18 protein-coding genes are annotated in these 14,756 nt (G+C 61.2%); 8 read left to right on the forward strand and 10 right to left on the reverse strand.

What is annotated here, in order from left to right; genetic code table 11:
- The first annotated feature begins 24 nt into the window (after positions 1-24).
- Complete coding sequence (locus tag ACI2KA_RS07685; RefSeq protein WP_188128886.1) at positions 25-285, forward strand: DUF1344 domain-containing protein; 261 nt, start codon at positions 25-27, stop codon at positions 283-285.
- A gap of 155 nt (positions 286-440) precedes the next feature.
- Here the strand turns inward: ACI2KA_RS07685 and ACI2KA_RS07690 are convergent, their stop codons facing one another.
- From ACI2KA_RS07690 to ACI2KA_RS07705, 4 genes are all read right to left on the reverse strand, one after another.
- Positions 441-1,034 (reverse strand): histidine phosphatase family protein, encoded by a 594-nt coding sequence (locus ACI2KA_RS07690; protein ID WP_404500749.1) that lies wholly within the window; start codon positions 1,032-1,034, stop codon positions 441-443.
- 35 nt (positions 1,035-1,069) lie between these two features.
- Entirely contained in the window at positions 1,070-1,888 is an 819-nt protein-coding gene (fabI, locus tag ACI2KA_RS07695) for an enoyl-ACP reductase FabI (protein WP_003521090.1), read from the reverse strand.
- A gap of 131 nt (positions 1,889-2,019) precedes the next feature.
- Positions 2,020-3,138, reverse strand: coding sequence for a DnaJ C-terminal domain-containing protein (locus ACI2KA_RS07700; RefSeq protein ID WP_404500751.1), 1,119 nt, complete (start codon positions 3,136-3,138; stop codon positions 2,020-2,022).
- Between the two features lie 211 nt (positions 3,139-3,349).
- Positions 3,350-3,799: an RT0821/Lpp0805 family surface protein gene (locus ACI2KA_RS07705; protein WP_404500753.1), complete on the reverse strand. Its 450-nt coding sequence runs from the start codon at positions 3,797-3,799 to the stop codon at positions 3,350-3,352.
- A 56-nt stretch (positions 3,800-3,855) separates the two neighbouring features.
- On the opposite strand from ACI2KA_RS07705, the gene pdxH reads away from it, so the two are divergent.
- Positions 3,856-4,476, forward strand: a complete 621-nt coding sequence (pdxH, locus tag ACI2KA_RS07710) for a pyridoxamine 5'-phosphate oxidase (protein WP_404500755.1) — start codon at positions 3,856-3,858, stop codon at positions 4,474-4,476.
- 31 nt (positions 4,477-4,507) lie between these two features.
- Here pdxH and ACI2KA_RS07715 read toward each other — a convergent pair whose 3' ends face one another.
- Complete coding sequence (locus ACI2KA_RS07715; RefSeq protein ID WP_404500757.1) at positions 4,508-5,287, reverse strand: sulfite exporter TauE/SafE family protein; 780 nt, start codon at positions 5,285-5,287, stop codon at positions 4,508-4,510.
- A gap of 149 nt (positions 5,288-5,436) precedes the next feature.
- On the opposite strand from ACI2KA_RS07715, the gene ACI2KA_RS07720 reads away from it, so the two are divergent.
- Positions 5,437-5,742, forward strand: coding sequence for a MazG nucleotide pyrophosphohydrolase domain-containing protein (locus ACI2KA_RS07720; RefSeq protein ID WP_404500759.1), 306 nt, complete (start codon positions 5,437-5,439; stop codon positions 5,740-5,742).
- A gap of 17 nt (positions 5,743-5,759) precedes the next feature.
- On the opposite strand, the gene ACI2KA_RS07725 is transcribed toward ACI2KA_RS07720, so the two are convergent.
- The 5 genes from ACI2KA_RS07725 to ACI2KA_RS07745 form a co-directional block, all read right to left on the reverse strand.
- On the reverse strand, positions 5,760-6,137 hold the full coding sequence (locus ACI2KA_RS07725; RefSeq protein WP_404500761.1) for a hypothetical protein: 378 nt from the start codon (positions 6,135-6,137) through the stop codon (positions 5,760-5,762).
- 118 nt (positions 6,138-6,255) lie between these two features.
- A complete protein-coding gene (locus tag ACI2KA_RS07730; RefSeq protein ID WP_404500763.1) occupies positions 6,256-6,930 on the reverse strand; it encodes an HAD family hydrolase in 675 nt (224 codons plus the stop codon).
- A gap of 6 nt (positions 6,931-6,936) precedes the next feature.
- A complete protein-coding gene (locus ACI2KA_RS07735) occupies positions 6,937-7,374 on the reverse strand; it encodes a bleomycin resistance protein (RefSeq protein ID WP_404500765.1) in 438 nt (145 codons plus the stop codon).
- A gap of 146 nt (positions 7,375-7,520) precedes the next feature.
- The gene (gene tldD / locus ACI2KA_RS07740; protein WP_404500767.1) at positions 7,521-8,936 is read right to left on the reverse strand and encodes a metalloprotease TldD; all 1,416 of its coding nucleotides are present in this window, start codon (positions 8,934-8,936) and stop codon (positions 7,521-7,523) included.
- 84 nt (positions 8,937-9,020) lie between these two features.
- On the reverse strand, positions 9,021-9,545 hold the full coding sequence (locus ACI2KA_RS07745; RefSeq protein WP_404500769.1) for an invasion associated locus B family protein: 525 nt from the start codon (positions 9,543-9,545) through the stop codon (positions 9,021-9,023).
- A gap of 431 nt (positions 9,546-9,976) precedes the next feature.
- Between ACI2KA_RS07745 and coxB the strand changes: the two genes are divergently transcribed.
- From coxB to ACI2KA_RS07770, 5 genes are all read left to right on the forward strand, one after another.
- Positions 9,977-10,840: a cytochrome c oxidase subunit II gene (gene coxB / locus ACI2KA_RS07750; protein WP_210347371.1), complete on the forward strand. Its 864-nt coding sequence runs from the start codon at positions 9,977-9,979 to the stop codon at positions 10,838-10,840.
- A 17-nt stretch (positions 10,841-10,857) separates the two neighbouring features.
- Positions 10,858-12,573 (forward strand): cytochrome c oxidase subunit I, encoded by a 1,716-nt coding sequence (gene ctaD / locus ACI2KA_RS07755; protein WP_404500771.1) that lies wholly within the window; start codon positions 10,858-10,860, stop codon positions 12,571-12,573.
- A gap of 394 nt (positions 12,574-12,967) precedes the next feature.
- A complete protein-coding gene (locus ACI2KA_RS07760) occupies positions 12,968-13,921 on the forward strand; it encodes a heme o synthase (RefSeq protein WP_404500773.1) in 954 nt (317 codons plus the stop codon).
- Positions 13,921-14,052, forward strand: coding sequence for a hypothetical protein (locus ACI2KA_RS07765; RefSeq protein ID WP_003521105.1), 132 nt, complete (start codon positions 13,921-13,923; stop codon positions 14,050-14,052). The genes ACI2KA_RS07760 and ACI2KA_RS07765 overlap by 1 nt, the downstream gene beginning before the upstream one ends.
- A gap of 30 nt (positions 14,053-14,082) precedes the next feature.
- On the forward strand, positions 14,083-14,700 hold the full coding sequence (locus tag ACI2KA_RS07770) for a cytochrome c oxidase assembly protein (protein WP_404500775.1): 618 nt from the start codon (positions 14,083-14,085) through the stop codon (positions 14,698-14,700).
- Positions 14,701-14,756 lie beyond the last annotated feature (56 nt).

Here is a 14,756-nt window from a genome sequence, read left to right on the forward strand (position 1 = left end):
CGCAAATCCACGAAAGCTAGATCGATGCGTATGATGATTGCCGCCCTTCTGGCCACCGCCAACCTCCTGATGCCGATCAACGGCTTCGCCCAGAGTGTCGACGTGGAAGGCACGATCAGCAAGATCGACGCGAACGGCCTGAGTATCACGCTGAGCGACGGCAAGACCTATCGCGTGCCGGAAGAGTTCAATTTCGAAGGTTTGAAAGCGGGCGTGAAGGTCGTGGTTTTCTACACCGAAGTGGATGGGAAACGCGTGGTCGACGATCTTCAGGTCGTCGAGTAAATTCCCAGGCAGTAGTGGTATCCACCCTCATTCCTGTGACAAGCGCAGGAATGAGGGAGTTCTCAGAAAAACCGGCCGGATTGAAGTCGCCCGCTGCTATTGATTTTTACGTCGCGACTCTTTCCGCGATTGAGCCAGCCGTTGCCGCACTTCCCTCACGAAATCCACTCCGCGGTATTTCCATCAATCTCGACCTTCAAGATCTGGTCCTGTGGAATCTGCGTCCTCGACGCCTCGTCCTTGTCCATGCCGGAAACGAGCCGGAAGATCGAGCGGATCACGCCGCCATGGCAGACGCAGATTGTCGGTTTCTCCACGGAGGATAGCCACGCGCCGATGCGCCAGGAAAGGATTTCGTAGCTTTCGGCATCCTGGCCGGGGGGGATGAAATCCCACTTGTTGGCCTTGCGCGCCTTCACCCGGTCCGGAAATTCTTTCTTCAGCTCCGGCAGGGTCTGCCCCTCCCAATCGCCGAAGGAGACTTCGATCAGGCGGTCATCCGTGCGGTAGGCGTCGGGATCGAGACCCATCGCCCCGCGCATCAGTTCCATGGTTTCGCGCGTACGCCCGAGCGGGCTTGCCACATAATCGAAATCCGTGGCCCGGTCTCCCAGCAGGCGCGCGAGAAGCCTGCCGTTGCCGACCGCCTGCTGGCGGCCGAAATCGTTGAGCGGAATGTCCTTCTGGCCCTGAAGCCGGCGTATCGCATTCCAGTCCGTTTGTCCGTGCCGGATCACATAGACGAGCAAGGCGATACCCCTGTTTCAAGCATGTCCGCCGGTGGTCAGTCCTTCACCACCGAAATATCGGGCGCATCCACCGCCTTCATGCCGATGGTATGGTAACCGGAATCGACATGGTGGATTTCGCCGGTCACGCCGGTCGAAAGATCGGACAGCAGGTAAAGCGCCGATTTGCCGACTTCTTCGATGGAAACGGTGCGCTTCAGCGGCGCATTATATTCGTTCCATTTCAGAATATAGCGGAAATCGCCGATGCCGGAAGCGGCGAGCGTCTTGATCGGGCCGGCGGAAACGGCGTTGACGCGGATGCCGCGATTGCCGAGATCGACGGCGAGATACCGCACGCTGGCCTCGAGAGCGGCCTTGGCCACGCCCATCACGTTGTAGTTCGGCATGACCTTTTCGGCGCCGTAATAGGTCAGCGTGATGATCGAGCCGCCGTCATTCATCACCGGCTCCGCGCGCTTGGCCACCGCGGCCAGCGAGAAGACGGAAATATCCATGGTGCGGTTGAAGTTGTCGCGGCTGGTGTCGAGATAACGGCCGGTCAGCTCGTCCTTGTCGGAAAAGGCAATGGCGTGCACGACGAAGTCGATCTTGCCCCAGTGCTTTTCCAGCCCGGCAAAAACCGCGTCGATCGTCTCGAGATCGGTCACATCACAGTGGCCGGCCATAAAGGCGCCGAGTTCCTGTGCCAGTGGCTCGACACGCTTCTTCAGTGCGTCGCCCTGCCAGGTGAGCGCAACTTCCGCGCCCGCATCCGCGCAGGCCTTGGCGATGCCCCAAGCGATGGAACGATTATTGGCGACGCCCATGATGAGGCCGCGTTTGCCAGCCATGAGGCCGGATGCCTGAGCCATTTTGTGCTCCCTAGTACTTTTGATCGGTCCTGCCTATGGCATAGGCTGCAATCCTGTTCAAGATTGCCAAAGATCATCAACTGTTAGGGAACGTAACAAAGGGTGCTTTGTCCCGGCTATTTGCAAAACTTTCACAAATAAAGGCCTTCGCGCATGTGCCGCATCAGGTCCGTTACCTTTTCATCCGGTTTTTCCAGCAGGATGATGCGCAATTCGATGACGAGATCGCCCGCGCCGCCGTTGCCGTCGGCAAGGCCCTTGCCGGCCAGCCTCAGCACGCGGTCGGAGCCGGACCAGGCAGGAATCGTGACGTTCTCCTCGCCGAGCGGGGTCCTGACTTTCGCGTCGCAGCCCAGAACCGCATCGCCGAGCGAGATCGCCAGCGTGGTGTGAATATCGAAGCCGCGAAGGGAAAAGGCGTCGTCGCGGGCGGTCAGCAATGTCACGGCAAGGTCGCCGCGCGCCATGTTGGGAAGCTTCAGGCCCTGTCCCTTCAGCCGCACGACATGTCCGTCGGTCATGCCCGCTTCGAGCTGGAAACGAACCTCGCGTTCGTCGGCGAGCGGCACTGTAATCCACTTGTGCTCCAAAAGGTCGGCGACCGTGACCGTGGCTTCCGCGGTGATGTCCGGCGCTTTTTCGGGAACCGGCTGCGGCGTGCGGAACCGGCGCACCAGAGCGCTGAAGAGATTGGCGGCAAGCGAGGCGGCGGCTGCTGACTTGTCGTCGGCCGCGCCTGGCTGCAAAGCCTCGCCGGTTGCCGGCGCATCGCTTTTGGCTGCGCTCGCCGCAGCCTTTGCCGCTTCCGCCGCCTGCTGCACCTTGGGATCGTTCTGCGCCTCCGCGCCGAAAATCCGCTCGACCACATCTTCGGCCGTCTCCGCCTTCGCGTCGGCTTTCTGCCCGCTTTGCGCCCGGTTGCGGGCATCCGCGCGGGCCAGTTCCTCCATCAGCTTTTCAGCGGCTCTGGCGCGTTCGGCCGCCTCGCGCGCCGCCTCCCGCTGCTGCATGATGGTTTCGCCGCGCTGCTTCTTTTCGGCCGCCCTGCGGGCCTGATCGTAGAGATCGCGTTTTTTCGGGTCTTTCAGGAGATCATAGGCCTGCCCGATCTCGGCGAATCGCGCCGATGCGTCGGGATCGTCGCGATTGGCGTCCGGGTGGACGGTTTTCGCCTTCGTGCGCCAGGCGGCCTTGATTTCCTCATGGCGGGCGTCACGTTTCACGCCGAGGATCGAATATGGATCGCGCATGCGAAACACCAGTTACGTTGGCTCAGGTGCCTGCCGCCTTTCATGGCGCAATCCTGAAACTAACCCCTCCGAAAAGGGATGCCGCGATCATTCGCCTGCACGCCCTCGGTTTAATCAACGTCGACTGTTGCAATAAGTTGCTAATCACTCCTTTACGCAGCAAGCGCGCCGCACAGCGGCCGGCTTTATTCCATGCGCCAAGGTAAATAGATTATTTCTGCTCGAAGCGGGTGAGCAGCCATTCGCCGGTTTCCGACAGGCAGGCCTGGCCGGCATAAGCTGCGACGCCCTCGAAGGAGTGGCGCGTCGTCCTGAAATCGCGGCAGACGAAGCCGCTGGACCTGTCTTCGTGAATGGCGGTGACGACGCCGGCGCTGCCGGTGGCCGCATTGGCCCAGGGCAGGGGCTGGTCGGCGAGTTTGGCAAGATCGGCCGATGTTACGGCGTTGCGGATGGTCGCATCGTCGGTTTGCGGCGCATTGTTGGGCTGGCTGGGAACGGAGGCCGTGGAAAGCGAGCGGTCGACCTTGTCGCCGCCGAACAGATCGAGGCTGACGCATCCGCTCAGCACCACGAGCATTGACACGACGGCGGAAACTTCCGCGATCGACGAAAGGAGGCTCTTTGTTCGACTGTTCGACTTTGCTATGACGGTCACCATCTTTCACCAGAGATCATCTCTGGGGTCCAAATCAGCTCGGGAGCATTTTAGTCAATATGTCGGAAACGGGGTTAACATCCAGTGACTTCACGGAAGAAAATGAACCTTTCGCCCTTTTTGCCGAATGGCTGAAGGATGCGACGGCTTCCGAAATCAACGATCCGAACGCGGTGGCGCTCGCCACCGTCGATGAAAACGGCCTGCCGAACGTGCGCATGGTGCTGCTGAAAGGCGTGGATGACCGCGGCTTTGTTTTCTACACGAATTTCGAAAGCCAGAAGGGCCGCGAGATCCTCGGCCAGAAAAAAGCGGCCATGTGTTTCCACTGGAAAGGTCTGCGGCGGCAGGTGCGTCTGCGCGGCGAGGTGGAGATCGTCAGCGACGAGGAGGCGGATGCCTATTACGCCTCGCGCCCGCGCGGCAGCCGCATCGGCGCCTGGGCGTCCAAGCAGTCGCGGCCGCTGGAGGGCCGTTTCGCGCTGGAGAAGGCCGTGGCCGAATATACCGCCAGATATGCCATCGGCGATATTCCGCGCCCGTCCTACTGGTCCGGCTTCCGCATCCGCCCGGTCAGCATCGAATTCTGGCACGACCGCAAGTTCCGTCTGCACGACCGTATCGAGTTCCGCCGCGAGACGCCCGATGCCCCTTGGACCAAGGTCCGCATGTATCCGTGAGGCTGCGGAGCGGGCAGGCCGTCCGGCCTGCCTATTTCAGCAGCGAATCGAACAGCGGCAGGCCGATGATCGCGGAAATGCCGATCAGGCCGTAGCAGATGCGTCTGAAGGCCGTCTCATCGGCAAGCCCGTGCAAGCGCGCGCCAGCATAAAGGCCTGCTCCATAAAAGGGGAGGGCGAGCAGGAAAAAGATCAGGACCTCGGCGGTGAACAGGCCGCCGAAAAAATAGCTGGCGGCTGAGATGACGGTCGAAATCGCGAAATAGAGAACGACATTGGCGCGCACGAAAGCCCCTTTGAGAGCGCCGCCGAGCCAATAGGCGACGATCGGCGGGCCGCCCAATTGCGCGGCACCCGAAAACAGCCCGGCGACAAGCCCGGTCAGCAAGGTGAGCGGCGTTTTCGGGCGGCCGCTGTAACGCCAGCCCGAAATCAGAAACATCAGCAATATGACGACGATGACCGAGATGATCCAGCGCAGGGTCAGCGGATCGCCATGGGACAGCAACACCGTTCCAAGCGGCACGCCGACAAGGGCGCCCGCCGCCATGGTGAAGACCTCGCGGCGGTCCGCCATGCGGTAGGCGGGCGGTATCATGCCGATTGTCAGAACGCCGTCCACCACCAGCAGCACCGCTGACGCGATGCGCGGTCCGACAATGGCGCTGGCAAGCGGAATGAAGATGAGCGCCGCGCCGAAGCCCGAAAAGCCGCGTGCGAGACCCGCCAGAAAGGCCGCGCCCGCGAACATGGCGAGCAGCATCGGACTGCGGGCGGTGATGAGCGATGAGAAAAAATCGAGGAAGGACATGGGACGAGGCACTTTTAGCGAATAGCTGTTCCTACCGCGACGGTGGGCGTCTGTCGCGGAAATTTCCGTTCACCGCCGCATGACGCGCTTTCGGATCGACGCCGGGCGAGAATCGTGGTTAGAGTAGCTCAAGAACAAAGGATGAACAAATGCTTGCTGTCATGATGCATCAGTTCGAGTCTGCCTCGCAGAAATATGCCGATGAAAACGGAATTGTCCGCGACCCGGACTGGTACATGCTGAAGCTGCAGGAGGAGGTCGGCGAGGTGACGCAGGCCTGGAACCGGCTGACGGGGCGCGGGCGCGGCAAGGGCCGCAGCGAAGAGGAGATGAAACGGGATCTGGCCGACGAAACCGCCGATCTTCTCGGCCATGTTCTGCTGCTCGCCCATCGCAACGGCCTCGATATCGAAGAGGCGATCGAGCGGAAGTGGCGTTTCAGGCCGTCGAAATGACAGGTCGCCTCGCGCCGTCATGAGAGCGCGACGATAAAGAAGAGAATTGCAAGAACGGTCGCCGCCGTCGTCATTACCAGCCTTTCCGGTTGGCTGCGGGATATGAGGTTCAATCCGATGCTCACGGCAAAATAGCAGGCGATGATCCAGATGCCCGGCTCGATCCAGCTTGCCGGCCAGATAGTGGCGATGCCGGCCTTCTGCAGTGGAAAAGACGCGACAAAGGCGTAGATCGCGATTGCCGCGACGCTGGCAATGCGCTGCTTCAACGGTAAAACCCGGTGCTCGCCGCCCCAGGCAAGACGACCGAAGGGTGCACCGGCTGCAAGCGCAATCTGCAATGCGGCAAGGAAAAGCAATATCATGGTCGCAAGCGACACGGCAAAAAGCTGCATGACAACTCCGCATTATGAATGTGCCGGCAACCGGACCGAAACAGGTTGGTGTTCCGCCCCCTATGAAGCCTGTTAGCGGCCAATGGAGAAAGCCATGTGACGGTGCTGCGGCCTGCTTTCAAGCGCCTGAGGGCCGCATCTGTTGCAGAAGGTCAGCCACCGCATGAAGATCGCGCGCAACGGCGACGCATCTTTCCCGCATTTCCTCGGTCGGCGGCGCGACATCCGGTATCATGATTGTCATCATGCCGGCCGATGAGGCCGAGCGCACGCCGGAATAGGAATCCTCAAGCGCAAGGCAGCGTCCCGGATCGAGACCGAGGCGCGTTGCGGCGGTGAGATACGGCATGGGCGCGGGTTTCGGCTCGGTATAGTCGCCGCGCGCGACGATGGTGTCGAAACGCCTGAGAAGGTCGTGGGGGCCGAGATGGCGGATGACTGAATCGTGCCGCGAAGACGTGGCGATGGCGCGGCGTATGTCGAGCCGGTCGAGAAGATCGAGAATGTCGATGACGCCGGGTTTCAGAGCCACACCCTCCGCCATCATCACGCCCAGATGCCTGAGCCAGGCGTCGCGGAAGCTGTCGATGGGAAAATCCGCGCCGTAGTCGGCAAGGATCGTGCCGGTAATCACATCCCAGGGGCTGCCGCAGACCTTTTGATAGGTCTCGACCTTCATTCCATGGCCGCCTTCATCCGAGGCCGCCAGAAACGAATCGCGATAAAGCCGCTCGCTCTCGATCAGCAATCCGTCCATGTCGAAAACCACGGCGTGCGGCAGAAAAGGCAGCATGGTCGCTCAACCGAACCGGAAGGGGCGTTCGCCCAGGCTCTCGAACGGACGGATCAGATATCCATCCGGATCGGCGACGATGAATTGCCGGTTGCCGACTTCGACGGTGCCGCGTCTGTACCATTTTTCTTCCACCGGCATGACAAGGTCGATGGACGACCGCTCCAGCCGATGGAGAATAGGTTGCAGGGAAGGGACGGCAAGCTGCAGGTTCATGCCGCGGCCAAGCGGAAACTCCAGGGCGGCATTCTCGGTCACGAAGGTCCGGGTCGCGCCGATCTGGTCGATCATCAGTTGCGCATCGCCCAGCGCCAGATAGGCGAAGCCCTCTTCGGGGCGCTCATAGACCACATGAAAACCGATCAGGTCGCAATAAAAGGCGCGGCTTTTCTGCCAATCGCTGACGGCGAGTTCAGGAACGAGGGCATTGCGTATGATAGTCATGGTCTCCTTTGCCGCGCAGGCCAGACGATGGGAGGAATGGGCCTGCCGTGACGCTGATCTTATCGTCTTCTCGGCAGGGTGCCAGAGGAATCCGCATCATGGCAGCCATGGACGGGCTCACCGGCCGACGGCCGCAGGCCGGCATCTTACGCCTTGGTGCCGCCGACGGTGATCTGGTCCATGCGCAGATGCGGCTGGCCGACGCCGACCGGCACCCATTGCCCGGCCTTGCCGCAATTGCCGATGCCCGTGTCGAGTTTTGAATCGTTGCCAATCATCGACACGCGCTTCATCGCGTCCGGCCCGTTGCCGATCAGCATGGCGCCCTTTACCGGCGCGCCGATCCTGCCGTTTTCGATGAGGTAGGCCTCGGTGCAGCCGAACACGAATTTGCCGGAGGTGATATCCACCTGGCCGCCGCCGAAGGACACGGCATAGATACCCTTTTTGACCGAGGCGATGATCTCTTCCGGCGTCCTGTCGCCCGACAGCATGTAGGTATTGGTCATGCGCGGCATCGGCACATGGGCATAACCCTGCCGGCGGCCGTTGCCGGTGGGCCTGGCGCCCATCAGCCGGGCATTCTGCCGGTCCTGCATGTAGCCCACCAGCCTGCCATTCTCGATCAGCACATTATATCCGGACGGCGTGCCTTCGTCGTCGATGGTGAGCGAGCCGCGGCGGTTGTCGATGGTGCCGTCATCCACCACGGTCACGCCAGGGGCGGCCACCATCTCGCCCATCAGGCCGGCAAAGGCCGAGGTCTTCTTGCGGTTGAAATCGCCTTCGAGGCCGTGGCCCACCGCCTCATGCAGCATGACGCCCGGCCAGCCGGAGCCGAGCACCACATCCATGGTGCCGGCCGGGGCATCGATGGCGGTCAGGTTGACGAGCGCCTGGCGCAGCGCCTCATCCGCGCCGCGCTGCCAGTTTTCCGTGGTGATGAAATCGCCGAAACCGACGCGGCCGCCAATGCCGTAGGAGCCGCTTTCCTGCCGGTCGCCTTCACCGGCCACGACGGAAATATTGATGCGGGTCATCGGGCGGATATCGCTGACGCGATGGCCGTCGGCGCGCAGAATATCCACCACCTGCCAGCTGGCGGAAATGGTCGCCGTCACCTGCCGGACATCCTCGTTCTTGTCGCGCAGATAGGCGTCGATATCGGTGAGCAGCTTCACCTTTTCCTCGAAGCTGGGGCTGCCGATCGGGTTTTCGTCGCCGTAGAGCTTCGTGTTGGTGCGCTGGGGTGCGGCGGCGTAGGAGCCGGCGTAACCCCTGGTGACAGCGCCCACCGCGTCCGAGGCGCGCTTCAGCGCGCCTTCTGAAAGCTCGCCCGCATGGGCGTAACCCACCGTCTCGCCGGCAACGGCGCGCAGGCCGAAACCCTGATCCGTGTTGAAGGAGCCGCCCTTGAGCCGGCCATTGTCGAAGGTCAGCGATTCGGCCTGGGCATGTTCGATGAAGAGTTCGCCGTCGTCGGCGCCGGCAAGCGCCTCTCCGACGAGCTTGCGCAATTGCGTTTCATCGCAATCGAAGAGTTTTACAAGATCGTCGGTCATGGGAGGCTCCAGTCATTATCGTTCAATGACCGATTTAGGCACTGGAGCGGGCGGACGCAAGGCTTGCGCGTTAACGGCGAGGGCTCATGGAAGCGCGTCGTAGCCTTCGGCAAAGCCGGTCAGCTCGATCGGAATGCCGACGCGGTCCTGGTCGACGGATTCGCGCAGCGCGAAAACGGCGTTCTTGCCGGCGCGCAGCACCTTCAGCAGCTCGTCGTCAATATCCACTTCCACATAGCAGCCTTCGGAGAAGCAGCGGGTGAAATAGGCGCGGCCGATATTGTTGTTGTCGATATAAAGCTCCATGCCGTCTTTCAGCAGCACGCCGAGCGGCGCGAGGATGCGCAGGATGCGCGACTTGCGGTCCGCGGTCTTCAGCACCACCACCGAAAGCCCGACTTCCGGGCGGTCGTCGGCAATCACGTTCTGCATCAGGGCGCATTGTTCTTCGGACGCGCCGGCCGGCTTGTCGCAGATGACAGACCATGCGCCATGCGTCGACTTCGGCGTGCCGGGCGGCTGCTGTTGCGCCAGCGCCGTGGCGGCGGGGGCGATGATGGCAAGACCGGCGGCGGCAAGAAAAGTGCGCGCGAGCGGGGAAAGACGCATGGATACCTCTGGGATTCGAATCAGTGCGGCTATTTTGACGCCATAATCCGGAAAAAAAAGCCTCGGGCCTTCAATTCCAGCGGAGTTGGGCGGAAATAGGACCTGTCGGCACGCCTGGCCTTCTGATTTGTCGGTGTGTCATGCGTCATCCGGCGATCAAACCGGCTGGAAGACGGGGCTTTGTCGCATCTGGGCCGCTCGAAATCGCGCTCAGTGGGTCAGCTCGGATACAGGGTGCAGGAAAGTCGGTCGCGGATTGATCAATGGCAAAATTGGGGCGCATCCGTGTCCCGACGCATATTGCGGCAGAGGGCAAACTGTGGTTTGAAGTTAGTACCATAAGCATGGATTCTGCGTCTGTGATTGATCTGGATCAGACGCGTGAGGGAGAGGGTACCGTGACGAATAGGATTTACGCAGCACTGGCGGGGATGACCTGTCTGCTCACGGCTGTCGGCGCCCACGCCGATCAGCCGGTGCATTGGCAAATGGGCATGCAGGAGGCCGCCACGCCGATCATGCACGAAATACGCTGGTTCGAACAATATACATTGTGGTTCATTGTTCCGGTTACGCTTTTCGTTCTTGCGCTGCTCATCATCGTCGCCTTGAAATTCCGCGCCGCGAAAAATCCGGTGGCTTCCAAGACCAGCCACAACACCACGATCGAGGTGGTGTGGACGCTTGCGCCGGTTCTCATTCTCCTGTTCCTCGCTTTCCCCTCGTTCAATCTTCTGAACGCGCAGCTGACGCAGCCGGAAAACCCGGACCTGACGCTGAAGGCCACTGCGACGCAATGGCTGTGGAGCTATGAATATGCCGCCGCCGAGGGCGCCGAGCCGCTCTCCTTCGACAGCTACATGCTGAAGGATCAGGACCGCGCTGCAGCGGGCAAGGAGGACAAGGCCCGCTATCCGCGTCTTCTTGCAGTGGACAATGAAATGGTCGTCCCGGTCGGCAAGACCGTGCGCCTGCTGGTGACGGCGGCTCCGACCGATGTCATCCACGCCTTCGCCATGCCCGCTTTCGGCGTCAAGATCGATGCCGTTCCGGGCCGCCTTAACGAAACATGGTTCAAGCCGGAGAAGGAAGGCCTTTATTACGGGCAATGTTCCGAGCTTTGCGGCAAGGACCACGCCTTCATGCCCATCGCCATTCGGGTGGTTTCCGAACAGCAATATAATGCCTGGCACGCCGCCGCCGCTTCCGATCTGAACGGCGCGAACCGGGCGCTGATGGCCTCCGTCGACGGCGCTCCGCGCACGGTTGACGTTGCCGCCAACGAAACCAACTGACGACTGGAGTGACGACAATGGCTGGACCTTCCGCACACGACGATCATCACTCGCATGGTCAATCCGCACACGATGCGCACGCGCATGACGATCATTCGCATGACGCGCATCATTCCCACAAGCCGGGCTTTTTCGCCCGCTGGTTCCTGTCCACAAACCACAAGGACATCGGCACGCTCTATCTGATCTTCGCGATCATCGCCGGTATCGTCGGCGGCGGGCTTTCCGTCGTCATGCGCATGGAGCTGCAGGAACCCGGTATCCAGATCTTCCACGGTCTGGCCTCCATGGTTTACGGTTTCGAGGGCGACGCCGCCATCGACGGCGGCAAGCACATGTTCAACGTGTTCACCACCGCGCATGCGCTGATCATGATCTTCTTCATGGTCATGCCGGCCATGATCGGCGGTTTCGCCAACTGGATGATCCCGATCATGATCGGCGCTCCGGACATGGCTTTCCCGCGCCTCAACAACATTTCCTTCTGGCTGATCGTTCCGGCCTTCATCCTGCTGCTCCTGTCGCTCTTCGTCGAAGGCCCGGCGGGCGCTTACGGCGTCGGCGGCGGCTGGACCATGTATCCGCCGCTATCGACCAGCGGCATGCCCGGACCGGCGGTGGATCTGGCGATCTTCTCGCTGCACGTCGCCGGCGCATCCTCGATCCTCGGCGCGATCAACTTCATCACCACCATTCTCAACATGCGCGCCCCGGGCATGACGCTGCACAAGATGCCGCTGTTTGCCTGGTCGGTTCTGGTCACGGCATTCCTGCTGCTTCTGTCCCTGCCGGTTCTGGCGGGCGGCATCACCATGCTTCTGACCGACCGCAACTTCGGCACGGCGTTCTTCTCGCCGGAAGGCGGCGGTGATCCGATCCTCTACCAGCACCTGTTTTGGTTCTTCGGCCATCCGGAAGTGTACATCCTGATCCTGCCGGGCTTCGGCATCATCAGCCACATCGTGTCCACCTTCTCCAAGAAGCCGGTCTTCGGTTATCTCGGCATGGCCTATGCCATGGTCGCCATCGGCGCGGTCGGCTTCATCGTCTGGGCGCACCACATGTATACGGTCGGCCTGTCGCTCGAGGCGCAGCGTTATTTCGTTTTCGCAACCATGGTCATCGCGGTGCCGACGGGTATCAAGATCTTCTCGTGGATCGCGACCATGTGGGGCGGCTCGCTGACCTTCTCGACCCCGATGGTCTGGGCGATCGGCTTCATCTTCCTGTTCACGGTCGGTGGCGTCACCGGCGTGCAGCTCGCCAATGCCGGTCTCGACCGTTCGCTGCACGATACCTATTACGTCGTGGCCCACTTCCACTACGTGCTGTCGCTCGGCGCCGTCTTTGCCATCTTTGCCGGCTGGTATTACTGGTTCCCGAAGATCACCGGCTACATGTACAGCGAGTTCATCGGCAAGCTGCATTTCTGGGTCATGTTCGTTGGTGTGAACCTGATCTTCTTCCCGCAGCACTTCCTCGGTCTCGCCGGCATGCCGCGCCGCTACATCGATTATCCCGATGCCTATGCCGGCTGGAACATGGTCTCGTCCTACGGTTCCTATATCTCGGCCGTTGCCGTCGGCATCTTCCTCTTCGGCGTCTGGGAAGCCTTCGCCAAGAAGCGGATCGCCGGCAACAATCCCTGGGGTGAAGGTGCGACGACGCTCGAATGGCAGCTGTCCTCGCCGCCGCCTTACCATCAGTGGGAACAGCTTCCGCGCATTCGCTGATGCGCGGACCGGAAGGCGCAAGGCGAGACTTGCGCAGTCCGGTGGCTGAAAAGCGGGACGGCATGGTTTCGTCCGTGCCGTTTCCGAAGGCGGGTGGGTCCTATCCGCCGCCGCGTGACATTTTGTCCAAGCGAAGCGCGTCGTCCGACATGATACATGCCCGGATGTGATAAATGCCAAGTTTGGCCTTTATGAATGAGCAGGCGCAGACGAATGGCGGGTGGGCGCGGTGACAGGCCGGGCAGATGACATCGGTTCTGGCCGATGCGGCCCATGCCGAAACGTTCGGACCCAATGAATTGACGCATCGCGCATGCCGGAAAGCGCATTCGTTTTTCGGCCCGGTGCAAGGGATGTCGCGGCAAGTGGCATCTGCAGGAAAACAGGACAGGAAATGACCGTTATCGACAATCGCGAAATGCTGGGTGCAGAAAGCTCCGAACTGTCGGAGGCAGGCGCACGCGATTATTTCGAATTGCTGAAACCGCGCGTCATGTCGCTCGTCGTCTTCACCGCCTTTGCGGGTCTCGTGCTGGCGCCGGGGGAAATCAACCCGGTTCTCGGCATCATCGCGATCCTCTGCATCGCCGTCGGCGCCGGCGCGTCCGGCGCGCTCAACATGTGGTACGATGCCGATATCGACGCCGTGATGAGCCGCACCGCCAGGCGGCCGATCCCGTCCGGCCGCGTCGCGCCGCGCGAGGCTTTGGCCTTCGGGCTCACCCTGTCGGCCTTTTCGGTGGTCATCCTCGGGCTCGCGGTCAACTGGTTCTCCGCCGGGCTGCTCGCCTTCACCATCTTCTTTTACGCGGTCATCTATACGATGTGGCTGAAGCGCTCGACGCCGCAGAACATCGTCATCGGCGGTGCTGCCGGCGCCTTCCCGCCCATGCTCGGCTGGGCCTGCGTCACCGGCGGCGTTTCGCTGGACAGCATCATCCTCTTCCTCATCATCTTTCTCTGGACGCCGGCGCATTTCTGGGCCTTGGCGCTGTTCAAGATGCGCGATTACGGCGCCGTCGGCATTCCGATGATGCCGAATGTGGCGGGCGAACGCTCGACCAAGAACCAGATGATCGTCTACGCCATTCTCACCGCGGCGGCGGCCGTCGCCCCCTGGTTCACCGGTCTGGCGAGCGCCGGTTACGGCATTTTCGCCGCTGTCCTGAGCGCGATCTTCGTTTACTGTTCCTTCGATGTCCGGCGCATGCCCGAAGGGGACGAGAAGATGCTGCCCGCCAAGAAGATGTTTGCCTATTCGGTGCTTTATCTTTTTGCGATTTTCTCCGGCCTTCTGGCCGATCATTTCGCGCCGGCCCTGAAGGCCGCGATTTCGGGAGTTCTGTGATGGAAACGGTGGAACTGAGCGCGGCGCAGAAAAAATCGAGACGCGGGCGCAACATTGCGCTCGGCGTCCTGCTCGCCGGTCTGGTGGTGCTGTTCTATATCATCACCATCATCAAGATCGGCTCGCATTGACGGGCTGATTGAGGGGGAGAGGAGGAGGACATGGCGAATATGGAAACGCAGACGGCAGGGACCGGCAAGCAGCGGGTGAGCAATCGCTCCATCCTCGTGCTCTGTCTCGTGTTTTTCTGCGGCATGATCGGCATGGCCTATGCCGCCGTTCCGCTCTACACCCTGTTTTGCCGCGTCACCGGCTATAACGGCACGACCCAGCGCGTCGAGCAATATTCCGACGTCATTCTCGACAAGACCATCAACGTCACCTTCGACGCCAATACGTCGAATGGCCTCAACTGGGATTTCCGCCCGGTCGACAAGAAGGTCACGCCGAAGATCGGCGAGACGGTGCAGGTCACCTTCAAGGCGACCAACCGCTCCGCAGTCGCGACCACGGGCACGGCGGTCTTCAACGTCACGCCGATGGAGGCGGGCGCCTATTTCAACAAGGTGGAGTGTTTCTGCTTCACCGAGACGACGCTGCAGCCGGGCGAAACGCTGGAAATGCCAGTGGTTTTCTTTGTCGACCCCGACATCGCCACGGCGCGCGAAACCAAGAGCATTCATACTTTGACGCTGTCCTATACGTTTTATCCGGCCAAAACCGAAAAACCGGTTGCGTCCTTGCCGGTAAAGACTGAATCTGGCGAAAGCAAATTGTGAGAGGAGACCTGGCCTTTTTCGTGAGGCCGGGTCAGGGAAGAGACATTCGGGGATTG

This window comes from Agrobacterium sp. NPDC089420, from assembly GCF_044900305.1.
Lineage (GTDB): Bacteria > Pseudomonadota > Alphaproteobacteria > Rhizobiales > Rhizobiaceae > Agrobacterium.

What these genes read in the sequence shown, in the direction of transcription:
- ACI2KA_RS07685 (WP_188128886.1), top strand. Translation starts at nt 25, where the DNA reads ATGCGTATGATGATTGCCGCCCTTCTGGCCACCGCCAACCTCCTGATG.
- fabI (WP_003521090.1), bottom strand. Translation starts at nt 1,888, where the DNA reads ATGGCTCAGGCATCCGGCCTCATGGCTGGCAAACGCGGCCTCATCATG.
- ACI2KA_RS07700 (WP_404500751.1), bottom strand. Translation starts at nt 3,138, where the DNA reads ATGCGCGATCCATATTCGATCCTCGGCGTGAAACGTGACGCCCGCCAT.
- ACI2KA_RS07705 (WP_404500753.1), bottom strand. Translation starts at nt 3,799, where the DNA reads ATGGTGACCGTCATAGCAAAGTCGAACAGTCGAACAAAGAGCCTCCTT.
- pdxH (WP_404500755.1), top strand. Translation starts at nt 3,856, where the DNA reads ATGTCGGAAACGGGGTTAACATCCAGTGACTTCACGGAAGAAAATGAA.
- ACI2KA_RS07715 (WP_404500757.1), bottom strand. Translation starts at nt 5,287, where the DNA reads ATGTCCTTCCTCGATTTTTTCTCATCGCTCATCACCGCCCGCAGTCCG.
- ACI2KA_RS07720 (WP_404500759.1), top strand. Translation starts at nt 5,437, where the DNA reads ATGCTTGCTGTCATGATGCATCAGTTCGAGTCTGCCTCGCAGAAATAT.
- ACI2KA_RS07725 (WP_404500761.1), bottom strand. Translation starts at nt 6,137, where the DNA reads ATGCAGCTTTTTGCCGTGTCGCTTGCGACCATGATATTGCTTTTCCTT.
- ACI2KA_RS07730 (WP_404500763.1), bottom strand. Translation starts at nt 6,930, where the DNA reads ATGCTGCCTTTTCTGCCGCACGCCGTGGTTTTCGACATGGACGGATTG.
- ACI2KA_RS07735 (WP_404500765.1), bottom strand. Translation starts at nt 7,374, where the DNA reads ATGACTATCATACGCAATGCCCTCGTTCCTGAACTCGCCGTCAGCGAT.
- tldD (WP_404500767.1), bottom strand. Translation starts at nt 8,936, where the DNA reads ATGACCGACGATCTTGTAAAACTCTTCGATTGCGATGAAACGCAATTG.
- ACI2KA_RS07745 (WP_404500769.1), bottom strand. Translation starts at nt 9,545, where the DNA reads ATGCGTCTTTCCCCGCTCGCGCGCACTTTTCTTGCCGCCGCCGGTCTT.
- coxB (WP_210347371.1), top strand. Translation starts at nt 9,977, where the DNA reads ATGACCTGTCTGCTCACGGCTGTCGGCGCCCACGCCGATCAGCCGGTG.
- ctaD (WP_404500771.1), top strand. Translation starts at nt 10,858, where the DNA reads ATGGCTGGACCTTCCGCACACGACGATCATCACTCGCATGGTCAATCC.
- ACI2KA_RS07760 (WP_404500773.1), top strand. Translation starts at nt 12,968, where the DNA reads ATGACCGTTATCGACAATCGCGAAATGCTGGGTGCAGAAAGCTCCGAA.
- ACI2KA_RS07765 (WP_003521105.1), top strand. Translation starts at nt 13,921, where the DNA reads ATGGAAACGGTGGAACTGAGCGCGGCGCAGAAAAAATCGAGACGCGGG.
- ACI2KA_RS07770 (WP_404500775.1), top strand. Translation starts at nt 14,083, where the DNA reads ATGGCGAATATGGAAACGCAGACGGCAGGGACCGGCAAGCAGCGGGTG.